The 16166-nt window shown below is 65.0% G+C and carries 16 protein-coding genes; all 16 read left to right on the forward strand.

Going from position 1 to position 16166, the window contains the following annotated elements; all coding sequences use genetic code 11:
- Positions 1-7: 7 nt before the first annotated feature.
- The 16 genes from ACGFXC_RS24260 to ACGFXC_RS24335 all read left to right on the forward strand — a co-directional run bounded on the left by ACGFXC_RS24260 (position 8) and on the right by ACGFXC_RS24335 (position 16166).
- Positions 8-1534 (forward strand): phage portal protein, encoded by a 1527-nt coding sequence (locus ACGFXC_RS24260; protein WP_393716025.1) that lies wholly within the window; start codon positions 8-10, stop codon positions 1532-1534.
- Entirely contained in the window at positions 1506-2399 is an 894-nt protein-coding gene (locus ACGFXC_RS24265; protein ID WP_393716026.1) for a hypothetical protein, read from the forward strand. Before ACGFXC_RS24260 ends, ACGFXC_RS24265 begins: the two co-directional genes overlap by 29 nt.
- On the forward strand, positions 2399-2962 hold the full coding sequence (locus tag ACGFXC_RS24270) for a hypothetical protein (protein ID WP_393716028.1): 564 nt from the start codon (positions 2399-2401) through the stop codon (positions 2960-2962). The genes ACGFXC_RS24265 and ACGFXC_RS24270 overlap by 1 nt, the downstream gene beginning before the upstream one ends.
- 72 nt (positions 2963-3034) lie before the next feature.
- Positions 3035-4078: a P22 phage major capsid protein family protein gene (locus tag ACGFXC_RS24275; protein ID WP_125813738.1), complete on the forward strand. Its 1044-nt coding sequence runs from the start codon at positions 3035-3037 to the stop codon at positions 4076-4078.
- A 105-nt stretch (positions 4079-4183) separates the two neighbouring features.
- On the forward strand, positions 4184-4621 hold the full coding sequence (locus ACGFXC_RS24280) for a hypothetical protein (protein ID WP_393716030.1): 438 nt from the start codon (positions 4184-4186) through the stop codon (positions 4619-4621).
- Positions 4622-4629: 8 nt separating this feature from the next.
- A complete protein-coding gene (locus ACGFXC_RS24285; protein WP_125813740.1) occupies positions 4630-4983 on the forward strand; it encodes a hypothetical protein in 354 nt (117 codons plus the stop codon).
- Entirely contained in the window at positions 4955-5257 is a 303-nt protein-coding gene (locus ACGFXC_RS24290; RefSeq protein ID WP_393716032.1) for a DUF5403 family protein, read from the forward strand. Before ACGFXC_RS24285 ends, ACGFXC_RS24290 begins: the two co-directional genes overlap by 29 nt.
- 290 nt (positions 5258-5547) lie before the next feature.
- Positions 5548-5685 (forward strand): hypothetical protein, encoded by a 138-nt coding sequence (locus tag ACGFXC_RS24295; RefSeq protein ID WP_185910897.1) that lies wholly within the window; start codon positions 5548-5550, stop codon positions 5683-5685.
- 102 nt (positions 5686-5787) lie between these two features.
- A complete protein-coding gene (locus tag ACGFXC_RS24300) occupies positions 5788-6477 on the forward strand; it encodes a hypothetical protein (RefSeq protein ID WP_125813742.1) in 690 nt (229 codons plus the stop codon).
- Between the two features lie 121 nt (positions 6478-6598).
- Positions 6599-6925 (forward strand): hypothetical protein, encoded by a 327-nt coding sequence (locus ACGFXC_RS24305; protein WP_125813743.1) that lies wholly within the window; start codon positions 6599-6601, stop codon positions 6923-6925.
- A gap of 50 nt (positions 6926-6975) precedes the next feature.
- Positions 6976-7431: a hypothetical protein gene (locus ACGFXC_RS24310; protein ID WP_393716034.1), complete on the forward strand. Its 456-nt coding sequence runs from the start codon at positions 6976-6978 to the stop codon at positions 7429-7431.
- Positions 7432-7440: 9 nt separating this feature from the next.
- Positions 7441-10992: a hypothetical protein gene (locus tag ACGFXC_RS24315; protein ID WP_393716035.1), complete on the forward strand. Its 3552-nt coding sequence runs from the start codon at positions 7441-7443 to the stop codon at positions 10990-10992.
- Between the two features lie 130 nt (positions 10993-11122).
- Positions 11123-12160: a hypothetical protein gene (locus tag ACGFXC_RS24320; protein WP_393716036.1), complete on the forward strand. Its 1038-nt coding sequence runs from the start codon at positions 11123-11125 to the stop codon at positions 12158-12160.
- Between the two features lie 9 nt (positions 12161-12169).
- Positions 12170-13897 (forward strand): hypothetical protein, encoded by a 1728-nt coding sequence (locus tag ACGFXC_RS24325; RefSeq protein ID WP_393716038.1) that lies wholly within the window; start codon positions 12170-12172, stop codon positions 13895-13897.
- Positions 13898-14007: 110 nt separating this feature from the next.
- Complete coding sequence (locus ACGFXC_RS24330) at positions 14008-15234, forward strand: hypothetical protein (protein ID WP_393716040.1); 1227 nt, start codon at positions 14008-14010, stop codon at positions 15232-15234.
- Complete coding sequence (locus ACGFXC_RS24335) at positions 15234-16166, forward strand: hypothetical protein (RefSeq protein WP_393716042.1); 933 nt, start codon at positions 15234-15236, stop codon at positions 16164-16166. The genes ACGFXC_RS24330 and ACGFXC_RS24335 overlap by 1 nt, the downstream gene beginning before the upstream one ends.

Here is a 16166-nt window from a genome sequence, read left to right on the forward strand (position 1 = left end):
GTAGCACTTGACAGATGCGCTAGACCCGAATCTCCCCATCAACATCACCGACATCGACGAGCGGATACGACAGTCCCTCAAGATGATCGAGAAGGACTTCAAACGCCTCAACACCGTCGATCAGTACGTCCGCGGACTGCACGCTTCGCCCTACACCCCCAGACGTTCCAACCCGGAGTTCAAGGAACTCGTTCGACGCTCCTTCCACAACATCATCCCGCTCCTGGTGGATGCCCCGTCGAACGCGCTGTCCGTCGAGGGATACCGGCGCCCTGACGTGACGGGCAATCCACCGGAGTGGACGTTCTGGCAGTCGAACCGCATGGACCAGCGTCAAGGGCTTGTCCACCGTTCCGCGATCGAGTCGGGCCAGGCGTACGTCACGGTGACGCCGGCCGACCCGAAGAAGCGCCCCGGCGTCGACCCGAAGATGCCAGAGATCCGTACCTACCCGGCCATCCGCATGTTCGCCGGATACGACGACCCGATCTTCGATGCCTTCCCGCTGTACGCCCTGTTCATCGAGAACAACGTGTACTCCGACAAGGAGCCGACCCGCGGCAAGTTCTTCGACGACAAGTTCGTCTACGACCTGACCATCGGCAAGGAGTACACGATCGAGGGCAAGCGCCCCCACGGTCTCGGTGTCTGCCCGGTGGTCCGCTTCACCCCGAAGCTGGACCTGATGGGCCGCTCTCAAGGCATGGTCGAGGGCATCATCCGGTACCAGGACAAGCTGAACCAGATGTGGCTGTCGCTGCTGATCGCCCAGCACTACACCGGCTTCGCCATCAGGACGGCGACGGGCCTCTCGCCCGTCGAACGGGTGGACGAGAACGGCATGCCGATCCTCGACGACGAGGGACAGCCCACCTACATCCCCCCGGTCCTGGACCCGAGCACCATGCTGGTCAGCCCGAACCCCGACACCCAGTTCGGGCAGCTGCCTTCCGCCCCCACCAAGGACTTCCTCGACGCGATCGAGCTGCTGACCAGGCACATGTGCGCGGTCACGGAGACCCCGCCTCACTACCTCCTGTCGGGGAAGCTGGCGAACTTGTCAGCCGACGCCCTCGCGGCGGCCGAAAGCGCGTTCACGCGCAAGATCGACGAGATCCGTCATTCCTTCGGTGAGAGCTGGGAGTTGGTCCTCCGTCTGTGCGCCCTGGTATCCGGCGACCAGACCGGCTTCGAGATCCAGGACGCCGAGGTCCAGTGGGCCGACAAGGGCAATCGGTCGCTGGCACAAGCCGTGGACGCCGGCCTCAAGCTGTCGCAGATGGGTGTCCCCGTCGACCTGGTCCTCACGAAGATCCCGGGCTTCACCCAGCAGGACGTCGACCTGGTGCGCGAGCGCCTGGAGCAGGCGTCGTCGACCGAGGCGGAGACCCCCGGGGAGACGACTTCCCCGACGTCCCCGCGTCCCACGTTGAGCGGCGCTGACCACAAGAAGCCGCCGGCAGCCACCGCCAAGGCGAAGTCGCAGCCAGAGGAGACCATGAAGAATGGACAGCAGGCAGCAGCAGTCCGATAAGGCCCGCCGAGTGTTCCGAGCAGCCCAGAACTCCTTCGGCGTTGAAGCTGTTCGGCTCACACTGCGGCTCGTGTCCTCCACAACCCCGCAAGTGCTCCGGAAGAACCCGGCGGGGTTCGTCGCCCAGTGGCATCACGAGATCAACAGCCTGCGCAAGAAGTCGAGAAAGGCCGGCCAGGCGTACTACCGCCTGGAGCGCGCGATCTGGCTCGGCCGTACCGTCGATGACGGGCTCGGCATCCGTCCGACGCTGAACGGCCTGTGGAACGAGCTGTACGACACCGCGGACCTGCCGAAGGGGTCCGGGGTCGGTGACCCCATTCGACTGGACCCCTCACCCTGGAGCGAGGACGACGACCGCGTGTCACACAAGGACCTGTCGACCGCGTTCCACTTCAAGGCGACCGAGCGTCTGAAGAAGGCCGAGATGGAAGCCGACAAGGATTTCCTCACCGTGGAGTCGCTGGACGAGCTGGACGACCTACTCATGGAGTCCATCGCGGACAGCCTGAGCGGGGAGGCTCAGAAGGTTGCTGAGGGCGGCGGCCGGGAGGCCATCTCCGAAGGAGTCCTGAAGGACCCCGGAGCCCTGCGTTATATGCGTGTCCCCGAGGAGGGGGCTTGCTACTTCTGCATCATGCTCGCCTCCCGAGGAGCGAGCTACCGAAACAAGTGGACTGCCGGTGACGCCGACGTTCGGCAGTTCCACCCGAACTGCAAATGCGAAGCAGTTCCGATCTTCTCCAACGACTACGAGTACCCGCCCGAGGTGAAGGCGGCCGTAGCCGCTTGGGACAACTTCGGCGGCGGCAACAAGCAGCAGTTCCGCCGCTACCTAGCCACGCACCAAAGGGAGATTGACTGATGGCTGACGAGATTATCGACGAGACTTCCACGGCCTTCGAAGGGGACGCGGGGGCCGCTGAGGAAACCGCGTCCGAGGCCGCGGCCGAAGCGCCTTCGGAGGCACCCGAGCCGCGCGAGGACCCGACCATGCGGGATCTGGCTCACCAGCCCGCCGGGGAGGTCCATCGGCAGGCTCCGCCGGCCGACGACTTCAAGGGCCAGTACGAGACGCTGAAGGCGGAGTTCGACGTCCTCAAGGCGAAGTACTCGGAGACCGCCGATCGCGCGGACTCGGCGGAGAGGTTCAAGGAGGAGCTGGCTGCTGCGACAGGCCGCGTGGCCGAGGTCGAGCGTCGTCTCCTCCGACAGAAGGTCGGCTCCGAGTTCGGCATCCCGTCGGCCCTGGTCGACCGTCTTTCCGGTGACGACTACGAGGCCATGGCCCTGGACGCAAAGCAGCTCTCCGCTTTCATTGGTGCCCCTTCGGGCGGCCTCGGCAAGGGCGGACTGGACCCCAACGAGACTGCGTTCGACGCGAAGAAGTTCGTTGCTCGTGAGCGCTCGAAGCTCTACAGCGCCTGACAGTAGCGCTCACCACCCAAGCCCCCTGCTGGGGGCTTTTTTCATGCCCCGATTCAAGGAGGACGCCACTTTATGGCTGATACGAAGAACTTCATCTACGAGGCGGAGAAGCTGTCCGCCGTCGCGCTCGCCAACATCGAGCAGTCCGTCATCCTGGCCGGCACCGTCCAGAAGCATCCCGCCGCCGACTTCGACGGCGCCAAGGGCCATGTCGTCAACGTGCGCCGCCCCGCGATGCTCAACGGCTTCGACGAGGACATCGACGCCGGCAAGGGCACTCACGGCCCCGACGACAGCTACACCGCTCGCCAGATCAAGTCCGAGGCCCTGAACGAGACGGTCATCGGCATCAAGCTCGACCGCCACGTCTACTCGGCCGTAGACCTGTCCGACGCCGAGATGTCCCTGTCGGTCTCCAACTTCGCTTCCCAGGTGGCCATGCCACAGACCGAGGCGATCGTGAACAAGCTGGAGTTCATGATTGCCAACCTGCTCTCGACGGGTAAGCCCGACGCAGCCTCCGCCTCCCTGTGGACGTCGGAGAACTCGTCCAGCGTCGAGATCGACCTGACCGATCAGGAGAAGGCCGGCAAGGCAGTGCGCTTCGCCATCGCCCAGCTCGCAACCCAGCTCACCCAGCGGAACATCCCGACCTCGGGCCGATTCCTCGTCATGGGCGCCCAGGCCGCCGGCCTGCTCCTCGCGGACCCGAACCTCTCCCAGGTCCAGGCCGCCGGTGAAGCCTCCGCCCTGCGCGATGCGACGATCACCCGACTGCACGGCTTCACCATCGTCCAGGACAACCGCATCGGCGAGTTCGACATCTACGCCTACCACCCGACCGCGATCCAGCTCGTCACGCGCGCCCCCGCCGTTCCGGCCGGCGGCGTCGCGGCAGGCTCCTCGGCCGCCGACGGCGGTTACGCGATCCGCTGGATTCGCGACTACAACTCCCTGACCGCGAGCGAGCGGAGCTTCCTGTCCTCGTACGCGGGCGTCGCCTTCGTGACCGACCGGACCCGGGACAAGAACGGCAAGGTCGTCGACACCCCGAAGCTGATCCGCGCCCAGAAGGTCACCTTCAAGCCGAAGGCCGGCACCGCCCCGGTGAAGTAACCATCCCGGCGAAGGGCCCCGGCCAAACCACCAAACTAACTAAGTAGGTGGCCGGGGCCCTCCGCACCGATCAAGGAGGCATCCATGTGTGAACCTCTAGGGACGGTGCAGGAGCTCGAAGCCCGCATGGGCCGGCCCTTCGTCGACGAGCTGGAGAAGCGCCAGGCCGCCGCTGCTATCGCTGATGCTTCAGACATCGTTCGCGCCTACGGGAGCCCTCTGTGGGGCTGCGACGAGCACGGACGCAAGGCTCGCACCCCTCCCGCAGTCAAGGCCGTGACCCTGGCCATGACGGAGCGGCGGATGCGCAACCCCGAGAACTTCGTCTCGGAGGGTGCCGGCGAGTACCAGTACCGGTACGCAGAGCAGGGAAGCAACGGCTTCGCCCCATCCAAGCAGGAGATCATGCTGATTGAGAAGCTGGCCAACAAGTACGGGGTCCGCACCCTGGATGTGGTCCGCGCAGTCGCGATCAACAGCCGTCGCACCTTCCCTTACGACGAGACCGTCAAGGACGTCATCGACGCCGAGAACAGCTCGTAGGAGGCGTCATGGGCATTCTCGACCGCGCACCATTGGAGCTGGTCGTGTACGAGCTGGTGGAGAGCGACGACGGCTACGGCGGAACGATCCCCGGCCGCGGCCGACGACATACCCTTCGGGTCTTCGCCCAGCCCATCGACGCCGACGACAATGCGTCACAGGGCTGGTCGGAGCCCGGCCGGTACAAGATCCTGGCACGCGACTTTCCCACCTTCCGCTGGGGCGACGTCGAGTTCGAGGGACGTACCTGGACCGTCAGCGAATACCCCCGCCGGCACCGCGGCTCCCGGCGCACGGCGTTCGTCAGTGCCGTGATCGAGAGACGAGGCAGTCATGGGGTGGGTAGACCCACGGACCAATGAGATCGCGGCCGGCCTCCCGGGCGTCAAGAGCGCCCTCAAGGAGGCGGCCGAGCGGCAGAAGGCCAAGGTCATGGCCAAGGCTGCTGGACACGTCGAGTCGGGTTGGCTCATCAACCACATCGAGGTCCAGGAGCACGAGAAGGGCTACGCCATCGTCTTCACCGATCCCAACATTCTTTCCATCAACTACGGCCACTGGTACCGCCGGACCAAGAAGGGTCCGCCCATCAAGTGGGTCGACGGCATTCACATCATCGAGGAGGGGCTGCACTGACCTACCTGCTGCCCGACTCAGAAGCCATCGTCATCGAGGCGGTACGTCTCTACCTGAAGCGGGAGTTCGGACGGGAAGCCACGGTCCGAGTCGTCATGCCCAACAACTGGCTTGACCTGCTTCCCCTGGTCATCGTCCGCAAAAGCAGCGGCACTGCACGCGACTCCAACCACCTCGATTCGGGAGTGTTCACCGTGCACTGTTTCGCTGCGACCAGGCGAGAGGCTTCTCTCCTGGCCCGACAGGTCCGGGCAGCTCTGGCATCGGCTTGCCGGGATCGCTTCCGGTCCGTGCTGGAGCCGGGAAACCCTGGCCTGTCGTACTTCAAGGAGGTGACGGGTCCGCTCTACTCCTCCGGCGACACCCAACTCCAGCACCCGGACGTGCACCGCTTCGTGGCCAGCTACATCGTGTACAGCCACCGCTGAGGGGTCACCCAAAGCGCCAAACTAACTAACTAAGAGGTCGTCTCCGGTCAGCCGGTGGGCGGCCTCTTCGTGATGCCCTCACGGGCTGGAAGGAGGGCTTGCTTGCCCGACATCACCGACGAAAGTCTCAAGCCGAAGCACTACGCTCTCGCCCCCAAGACCGGCTACGTGTACGTGGCCCCGGTCGACACCCCGGCGCCGCCCACGTTCCCCTTCGAGCCCGACGGCCGGGACATCGCGTTCACGTGGAAGGACGAGACCGACAGGCTGGCCACAGCCAAGTGGACCTCGATCGGCAACACGAGCCTGGAGAACGGCATCGAAATGTCGGCCGAGGGCGACGACCCCGAGACTCTGGGCACCTGGCAGGTGCCGGCCCTTGAGGTCACCTCGCCCCCGAAGTCGTACTCGATGACCATGAACCTCGCGGACATCAGCATCGAGACGCTGAAGCTCTACTACGGTGCCGGCGACTCGGCGGTCACCAAGGGGCAGTTCGTCATTCCGAACACGCCCACGACCACGGACAAGGCCCTGTACATCATCGGCACGGACGGCAAGCACGTCGTCGCCTGGTACTACCCGTCCGTCCGCATCATCGGCTCCGACTCCATCACCCTGGACCCGTCCGCCCTGACGGAGGTTCCCGTACGGGCCTCCATCGTGAAGGGCCGCGCGTACCTGGAGCTGGACAAGGACAACAAGGTCGTCCCCAACACCGCGAAGGACGGCCTCGGCCGCGTCTTCCCGAAGACCCGCATCAGGGCCGAGGACGGCGCCGTACGCGTGTAGGCCCCCCTCACGCACCCATACCAACCCCCAGGGAGTGTTCCTCCCTTTCCGCTCCCTGGGGGTTCACTTTACATCCACACAGAAAGGGAGGAAACAATGATCACTTAGAGAGGGAGAACTCATGGCGATTCTGGACTTCAAGACCCTGCTGGACGAGGCGGAGAAGGCGCCGGCCGTCGAATTGAAGGGCATCAAGGGAGAGAGCATCAAGCTGCGGAAGTTCGAGAACCTTCCGGGTGCAGACTTCAAGGCCGTCCTGAAGTACATCGACATCATCCAGGACGACAAGGTGTCCGAGGCCGGGAAGATCGACGCCATGGACAAGTGCCTCGTCGCCGCCGCAGACAAGAAGGACGCCCTGAAGCTCGCGCTGGAGAAGCTGCCCATGGGCGCCCGGAACAAGGTGTTCGGCGTCTGGATGGAAGACGGCGAAGCGGGAAACTCCTAAGCCTCCGCAGTGCCCTCGACGAGTACGGCGGGGAGATCGCAGCCGACCTGATGCGCTTCTACGGAGTCGACATCCACGGGCTGTTCACCGGCGCATTGCCGCCCCGCTTCTGTCTTGCGCTCATCGAGCACCTTCCACTTGAGTCGGCGTTCAAGAGCCGGGCACTGTGCGACGGAGGCGTCAAGGACGCGGGTTGGGACCGAAATACCTTCATCCTCGCCGAGATGCTGGACGCACTTCAGATGATCCATACCTCGTTCGTGCGTTCCAAGGTGAAGAACCCCCGAAGCGTGAAACAACCCGACCCGTACCGCCGCCCGGGTTCCACCAAGGAGTCCGAGAAGAGGTACAACCCCTTCTCCGGTGCACTCGACGATGAACTCCCCGAGCCCGAGGACCGCGAACTGTACGGCGAAACCGGCCAGGCGACGTTTGCCATTCCCGCAGAAATTCTGGCCCGCTCCTCTTTCCAGGAAGACAAGGGGGCCCCGTTCAAAGTTAGTTAGGGAGGTTTCATGGCTGACGGGCCCGGCGGCGCAACTGTTGGTTCAGTCAACATTCGAGTTGTCCCCGACACCTCGAAATTCAAGCGCGAGATCGCACGACTCATCGCGTGGTTCAACGGCAAGAAGCTCAAGCTCGACATCGAGGCCGACACCTCGAAGGTCAAGGCAGAGCTCGAATCCCTGTCCCGGGACCGGCAGATCAAGGTCAAGGTCGACGCCGACACCGCAGCCGCGAAGGCGAAGGTAGCAGCGGCGTCGAGGGACCGGAAGATGACCATCGACGCGGTCATCAAGGACAACAGGCTTGATGTCGGGGTCGACGAAGAGGCGTTGAAGCGCAAGATCCGAAGGGCGTTGCAGAACGAGGAGATCCACCTTCAGGCAGAGGTCGACTCGGTCAAGGCCGAGTTGGAGTTGGAGCGCCTGGCCCACGACCGCAAGGTGAAGCTCCAGGCCGACCTGGACGACGCGACGGCTCGGATGCGCCTGGCGGCCCTGAGCGGAGAGAACCGGCATCGCCAGGTCTACATCCAGGCCAACCTCGATGCCGCGCGCGCAAGGGCCGCCCTCAAGGCCCTGGAACGCCGTCGCGAGGTGGACATCAACCCCGACCTCGACAACGCCCGCGTCGCGGGAGTGGCTGCCCGCCTGGCGTGGCTGACGCACCGCCGCGAGGTCGTCATCACCACCAACATCCGCAACAACGCGATCTACATGACCGCACGGGTCATCAACGGCCTTTGGCGGACCGGCACACTGGCCTTCAAGGCGCTGGGCGGTGTGATCGCCGGCGTCACAGCCGTCGCGGCCGGACTGACGGCGGGCGTGCTCAAGGTCGGCGCCTCAGCGACCGCCGCGGCTGCGGAAGGCTCGGGCGCCTTCGCCTCCATGGCTGCCAAGATCACCGGATCGCTGTCGGGCATGGCCGACTCCGCCAGCGGCTTTGCGAGCAGGATGGGTGGCGCGTTCGTCTCGATGGCGAGCAACGTTCCCCAGCTCGTCATCACGCTCGTCACCCTCGCCGCAACCTTCGGCCTGGTGGTGTTCGTCGGCGGCGCCCTGATCGGGGTCCTGTCTGCCGCCGGCGCCGCCCTGGCCTCTCTGGTCAGTTCCGCTGTCGGGATCGTCGGCCTGCTCGGGGCCGTGGCCATCGCGATGGCTGCTGCTGGTGTCGCGGCGCTGGCCCTGGCCGCCGTGCCCCTGCTGCCCATGGTCGGTGCGCTGGGCCTGGTGCTCCTCAACACGGACAAGGCGAAAGCCAAGTTCCAGGAGCTGAGATCGGTCCTCGAATCGAAGGTGCGTCCTGCCGCCGACTCGATGTTCCGGGCCTTCGACAAGGCGTTCGACGGCATCCTGGTGTGGCTCGATCGGATCTCCCCGCAGCTCCAGAAGTTCTTCGACGCGGGCTCCAAGTTCGTTCAGCCGCTGGTCGATTCTCTGACCGGCTTCGTCGATCAGGTACTCCCGCGCGTCACGAGCGCGCTTCAGGAGTCCGGGATGGTCGAGTTCGCGACTGCCCTGAAGGGCACCTTCATCGGGCTCGGTCGCACCTTCGGCGACTTCGTCCAACTCCTCGCCCAGAACGGAGCGAAGTTCGGTGTCGTGATCCGTGAGATGGGTCGCGGGATCGATGTCGTGGTCATGGCACTGGGCCGGTTCATGGTCAATCTGACCAACGGGGCGGCCTCGGTCGGCAAGGCCGCGGACGGCATCGCCTCGTTCTTCGATGAGCTGGGCACTCGCATGGGCCGTGCCCTGGACACCGCCCAGTTCGACGCCTTCATGACGCACGTCCAAGAGGGGCTGCGACTACTCGGTGAGGGGGTCGGCCGTTGGGTCGAGGAAGCAACGCGGCACGGTGACGACTTCGGTCGCGCCTTCGAGGCCATCGCGCAAGCCTTCTCCGACAGCGCGGAACCCATGGCCCGGTTCATGGCGGCCGGCGCCCGTGTGCTGCCCACCGTTCTCGACGGTATCGGTGCCGCGATGTCCAAGGTCATGCCCGCCCTAGAGAACTTCATGGTCGTCTGGGCCAACGCCAGCCCCGAGATCATGTCGGCCATCGCAGATGTGCTGGCCGAGATCCTGACGAACCTCTCCGACAGTGCCGTGGTCGAGGGCATCAAGCGCATGGTCGAAGTCTTCGGACAGCTCGCTGTCGAACTGACCAAGCCGGAAATGATCGCTGCCTTGGTCGGCCTCGGCCAGAACTTCGCCAACCTCGCCGCGGCCCTGGGTCCGCAGCTGATCGATGGGCTAGCCCGCTTCGTCGACCTGCTGACGCCGCTGGCGGCCGGCATGGCTGCCGCTAACCAGCTGATGACTGGTGACCTGCCGGGAGCCATGGACTCCTTGGGGAGCGCCTGGGACTGGCTGAAGGGCAAGTTCGTCTCGGACAACGAGGAGACGTCGCAGAACACGCGCACGATGTTCGAGGACCTTCAGACCAGTACTGACGCCACGTTGTTGGCGATCCAGCAGCAGGCCATGAACGCCACGCAGCAGGTCGCGCAGTCGCACGGGCAGATGAAGGACGGGGTGCTTGCGCACTGGTCCAACATCCAGCAGTACACCGATCTGATCAACTCTGGGATCGGCACCGCTGCGGAGAATGCCCAGATCCGGGTCGACGCCGCCGCGGCGCAGTCGGAGGTCTCCTGGACGACGCACATGAACACCATGAACGACTCGTCCAAGACCGTCTTCGACTCCCTTGCTACCGGTTCCGCGGCCACGGCCGATGCCGTGGCCCTCCAGGCGGAGCGCATGGCCCAGCAGGCAGCAGCGGGCGCCCAGAAGGGCAAGGACGGCATCACGTCCAGCATGAACGGCGCGAAGGACGCCTCGAAGTCCGCGTACGACGGTATGAGTGCATCATCGCGGGAGACCTGGGACAAGATTGTGAACGATGCCAGAACCGGCACGACCAACATGAACGTCACCTCCTCCCAGGCGTGGAACGACCTCGCCCAGAAGATCGAGACGACCCTCAGCACGGCCAAGGCTCGAATCGACTCTCACAGCAAGGAGGCCACCCAGGCTCTGGGGGCGGTACCCAAGGATGCCGGCGGCAAGTGGCCGGCATACGCCAACACGGTGCAGTCGGAGGCGAACCGGGCCGCCAACGCGGTCCAGTCGGCTGCCAACTCCATGAAGTCCGCACTCAACGCGGTGACTTCGCAGACCTACACGATCAACGTGAAGGTCAACACGACGAAGGTCGTGACGGAGATCAATCAGACAGCCTCCGACGCGCAGCGTTCAGCCGCCCCGCAGCTCGCGATGCCGCAGAGCTACGCGATGCCGTTCATGACCTTCGCGGCGATGCCGTCCGCATTCGATGCCGAGGAGTTCAGTGAGGCTCTGCCGGAGGAGTCGCTGTACAGCTCCTACCGGTCCGGTGGCGCCCTGTCGTCTGCGATCAGCGCGCTGACGGAGAAGCAGAACCGTCCCTCGGAGCCAGTTGCTCAGCACACGGTCACCATCAACGCCAACACCAATGCGGACCCGGTCGCCATCTCCCGTGAGGTGGCGTGGCAGTTGAAGCGGATCACGCGTTGATCGGCGCCGCACAACCCGTGCGGCACGCCGGGCGAGGCCCTGGCCAAAGTATCAAACTAACTAAGTAAGGGGTCGCCCGCCCGCGGGTGGCCCCTTACGTGTGAGGACCACGATGAGAGATTCCGCGCACGTGGACTCGTTCCCCGGGAAGGAGTGGACCCTCTGGTATCGGGGGGTGCTCCTCGGGGGCGACTCCCCGCTCATTCCGCTTGAGATCACCGGCATCGGCGACATGCCCGAGATCAAGGACTACGACATCGAAATGGTCGCCACCCATGGGCGCTGGCCCGGTCGAGACTGGATGCGCGGTCGCACGATCCACATGTCCTTCCGGGTCTTCGCGAAGGATGAGAGCAAACTCGCCGACCTGATGGGCGAGGTCAACGGCGCCTTCACCTACGGGGAGCGCGAGGAGGAGTTGCACTTCTGCATCCCCGGTGTCGCCCAGGGAGCCCCGGCGAAGGTGCGTGGTCGGGTACGGAAGCGCGCGGTCACGATCGACGCGAAGTATGCCTCCACCCTGTCCCCGATCGTGGACATCCAGTTCGAGTGCACCGACCCATGGATTCGGGCCACGGGGACCTACCACCGGGACATGGTGGCCGGCACCTGGGACAAGGGCGGTATCGACCTCACGGACCTCACGACGCCCATGTTCGACTTCACCTCCTCGGAGCTGGTGGAGATCCCGGACACCGCCCATATGCGGGCCCAGGTGCCCGCGGTGGTCACGAACGGCTCCATGCAGTCCACGGACCTGACCGCCAGGGTGTACGGCCCCGCTCAGGGCGGTGTGTGGGTGGAGGCGCGCAAGCCTCCCGCCGGCTACGCGGCCAGCGACCTGACGGGCAAGGCTCCGACCGGAGAGCTCGTCGGCAAGATCGGACTGACCCGCTTCGGTCGGCTCCCTCTGGAGCTCGGCCCCTCGGACATGTTCGAGTTCGACACAAAGAGCCGGAAGGCTTTCGTCACTCAGCAGGGTCGGCGGAGCGACGTGAGTGCGCAACTCACCTTCGCCCAGTGGTTCCGGATCGACCCGGGCAGCACGGTCATGTGCCATCTGATGTCCGGCAAGCCAGGCTCGGCTGCACCGAGGGCAGCCCTCTTCTATGCCGATTCCGCCTACCTGCGGGGGCAAGTTTCTTGGACACTCGACAAGTTCATTTAAGGATGCGCGATGGCAGACATAACGAACATCAACTTCACCAACGGAGCCAAGTATGCCGCGAAGGATCTTCGCCGGATGTTCGGTTCGATGGTGGACTTCACCAAGGGAATCGAGACCCGTGAGTCCTTCTTCGTCGATCCCAACGTGGACGCGACCAACACGGTCCTGATCTCGCCCGGCCGGGCGTGGGTGAAGGACAACAACCGGGACAACCGGCAGGGCATGATCTGGATCGAGCGGACGGAGCCGAAGCAGTTCACGCTGACCACGTCGGCCAACTCCGGGTTCATCGTGCTCCAGGTGCAGAGTCCGGAGTTCAGCGGCCTCGGCAAGGCCGTGGACATCGTGCCCCAGGTCGTCGCATCGATCGGTGACGCGAAGGACGGGTCCCTCGTCCTTGCCCGCTTCACCCGGCCGACTCCGAGCACCTGGGCCATCGAGGACTACCGGCTCCGCCCTGAGACGGACCAGTACCTCGTGACGAAGACGGGGCCGGCGCGTGAAGGCATGCCGCCGACAGCGCCGACGACGGACACTGCCAAGCGCTCGTTCTTCCGCCCAGGCACGCAGTACATGGACCTGCTCACTGGTAGCCGGTGGATGCTCCGGGGCGACTACAAGTGGGTGCGTGACGGCTCCTCCCTCCGCCAGGGCACCGAGACTCCCCCGGTAGACGGCTACGACGGCAACTTCTACATCCAGCGGACCCACACTCCCAATCCGAACACGAGCAACGCCCACAAGTTCGAGCTGTTCGAGCGTGTGAACGGGGCCTGGAACTCCATGGGCGTCTTGTCCGGCGACAAGTGGTACACGTCCTCGTCCGCCCCCTCGGACTCCGAGGGTTCCCCTGGCGATATGTACCTTCACACCGGCACGGGCTCCGTTTGGCAGAAGCAGTACGTCAAGGGCTCCGCTCTTCCCGAAGGCAGCGACACGGTTGCGGCCTGGGTAGAGGTCACCGGCCTCATGGGGCCGCAGGGCCCCCGAGGGGCTGTCGGCCCGATCGGGCCGGTGGGACCGCAGGGACTCAAGGGCGATCAGGGTCCCAAGGGCGAAAAGGGCGACCTGACCAGCCTTGAGGGCTACACGGGAAACATCCGCATCCAGGGTCAAGGCCGTCTCTATGTTGGCGAACGGGATGTGATCAACGAGATCACTGCCGCCGCCGACCAGGGCAGGCAGTCCATCGGCAAAGCCACCGAGGCCGTGACGGCAGCGGACACCATCCGCAAGACGCAGGAAGCCCTCACTGGCGAGGTGAGCCGCAGCAAGGGAGAGATCGCAAAGCTGGCCACCCGCGTCGGGGACATCGAGAAGCAGACCCCGTTCATGTCCCGGGGCGTCTTCAAGCGCCTCGCCATCGGCTCCGGATGGACCGTCGTTCCGATCAAGGGAAGCTGGTACGGCGAAGAGACCGACTTCGACCGCAACGCCGGTGTGGCCAAGGCCCGGACCAGCGGCAACTACCAGGTGATGTGCACCGTGAACGGGATGACGAAGTACGCCAAGAGCGGGTCCTTCTTCGTGGAGCTGAAGCGCAAGAGCGACAACCACATCATCACCGGTCAGTCCTTCTCGACCCACGAGCAGAACATCGAGTGGCGCATCTCGTGCTCCGGTCTGGTCTACCTGCGCGCAGGTGACGGCGTCTACGCGTACGCCCGCTCGGTTGGCGGTGACGCCACGGTCACGGACGACGCCAGTTCGGGCATCTCGCTGGTGCAGGCCCTCTGACCCCTCACCCAAACCACCAAACTAACTAACCAAGGAGCCGCCCGCTGAGGCGGCTTTCGTGCGTGTGCGAGGCGGCCTCGGCCGCCCCTCCGCATGAGAGGGAGGAGACCTTGCCGCAGAACCCGTACGAGGTGCGGATCTACAAGTGGAGACCGATGGGCGACTACCGGTACGACGACCCCGCCCACCAGCTCCACAAGACGCACAGCCTGAAGTGGAAGGGGTTCCGGCCGTACATCGTGGCCCGGGGCATCCCCGCCGCGTCCATCGAGTACTCCTTCAAGCTCGACGAGATCGGCCAGGCCGCGGTGAGCATCCCGCTCGACGGAGCCGAGGAGTGGCAGCAGGAGCTCAAGAAGCTCGCCGGCATCGAGCCGTACAAGTACTGCATCGGCATCGTCCGGAAGTCCGAAGACTGGGACACACGCCAGGAGAGCTACCTCGTATGGTCCGGCATCATCTGGAACATGCGGATGGACCTGAACACCCGTCTGCTCCAGATCCACGCACGCGACTTCATGAGCTTCTACGAGACCCGCAACCACACCGGCACCGCGAAGTCGAAGGAACAGGTCGACCTGATCCGCGCCCTGGTGTACAGCGAGAACATCAACTGGGGCATCAACACGGAGACCACAGCGATGGTCGACACCGGTCGCTCCTACGACTGGAACGCCCAGCCAGGTGAATGGCGCGAGGTCGCCCGCGACATCTACGACATGGCGGACGACCTTTCCGGGTTCTTCCTGGCGATGGACTCGGCCAGGGTGAACATGGACGATCCGGACGAGTACCTGCGCTGCTGGTTCAGGAACACGCGAGACCGTACCCCCCGCTGGGCGACCGGCCGGGACGGTAACCCGCTCCCCACGCTGAAGGACCGCGTGAACTGCGAGATCCCAGAGGTCTACCTCGACGGTACGCAGGTAGCCAACGTCTCGTACGCCATAGGCCGCTCGGGGAACCTGCCGATCAGGCGGCGCAAGGACAACGTCCTGCTGCGCCGCGAGGTGCCCGTGCGCGACGTCGTTGGCCGGTTCGACCGGATCGCTGACGCCAAGACCCTCGACTCCCGCGCCGAGACACAGCTCGCCTTCGGGAACAAGGGCATCCGGGTTCCTCGGGTCATCACCTACCCGAGCACCTACCAGGACCCGCAGACGCTGAATCCGAACCTGGGCATCAAGATCAACGTGGAGGCCAACACCGGCTTCATGACCATCAAAGAGCCCTTCGTCGTCACGGAGAACCGCGTGCACGTCGAAGGCGACGGGACGGACCGGTGCGAGCTGACGCTCGTCCAGGAGTCCCTTTTCCAGAAGGGACAGTGGGAGTAGTGGCGAACCAACGCGCATTCGCCGGCGGCCTGGACAACTCGCTGGCCGACATCGACCGTCGGATCAAGAGCTTGGAGTTCCCCGCCCCGGACGCAGTGATCGACCGGTACCCCGTCACGCAGGTGGCCGCGTCGCAGTACCTCAGCGCCTGGCAGCCACTGCGGCATCAGCAGTTCTCCGGCGGTATGTCGGTGAACTACCCCACCAGCGTGTCGGCGCATGGATCGATAGGCACCCCCGGCGTGAGTACGGCGGGCGCACTCACCTCGGCGACGACCAGCAGGGCCTTTGTCACGTCCGTCTCCCGGCCGAGTCTGAGCGTGGGAGCCAGCCTCGGCGGGTGGACCTCACGAGGCGTCTCATACGACATCACCGTGCCGCAGTGGCGCGCCCTAGTGAACTCAGACGGTTGGAGGCCCTGGTACATCATCCAGGCCCACGGCAGTCGCACTGACCTGCTGCGGCTGGAGTTCGAGTTCGCCGGCTCCCCGCGCTTCCAGATGGGCATCGGTGTGACACGTGAGCACGGCACTTCCCCGCCTGAGTGGCGCTCCGATGTGGCCGGTTGGGGGCCGAACTTCTTCTTCAAGGCCGGTGCCGCGAACAAGCTGCACAGGTTCGAAATGGAGTGGAAGCACATGGACATGTCCGACGGCTTGAGCCCTTCGCAGCAGATCGACTCGCGAAGGTGGTTCGTGGTGTGGGCCCGGAGCATGAACAACGACGTGCTCGGCGAGGACGGCAGCGGCAGTGGTTCGCGGACCCGCGACAAGGCTCAGATCCGTCCACCAGACGTTTCTTTCAGCACTTACAAGACGGCGAACAACGGGAAGTTGCTCGACCTGACTCACAACCCGGCGGCCGGCATCCACCGCCAGGACGACTGGGGCGCTCGCGTGTACAGCCTCAACCGCGAGCCGGGCCCCGGCTAA

Origin of the sequence: Streptomyces sp. NPDC048507, assembly GCF_043199995.1 — a bacterium.
GTDB lineage: Bacteria > Actinomycetota > Actinomycetes > Streptomycetales > Streptomycetaceae > Streptomyces.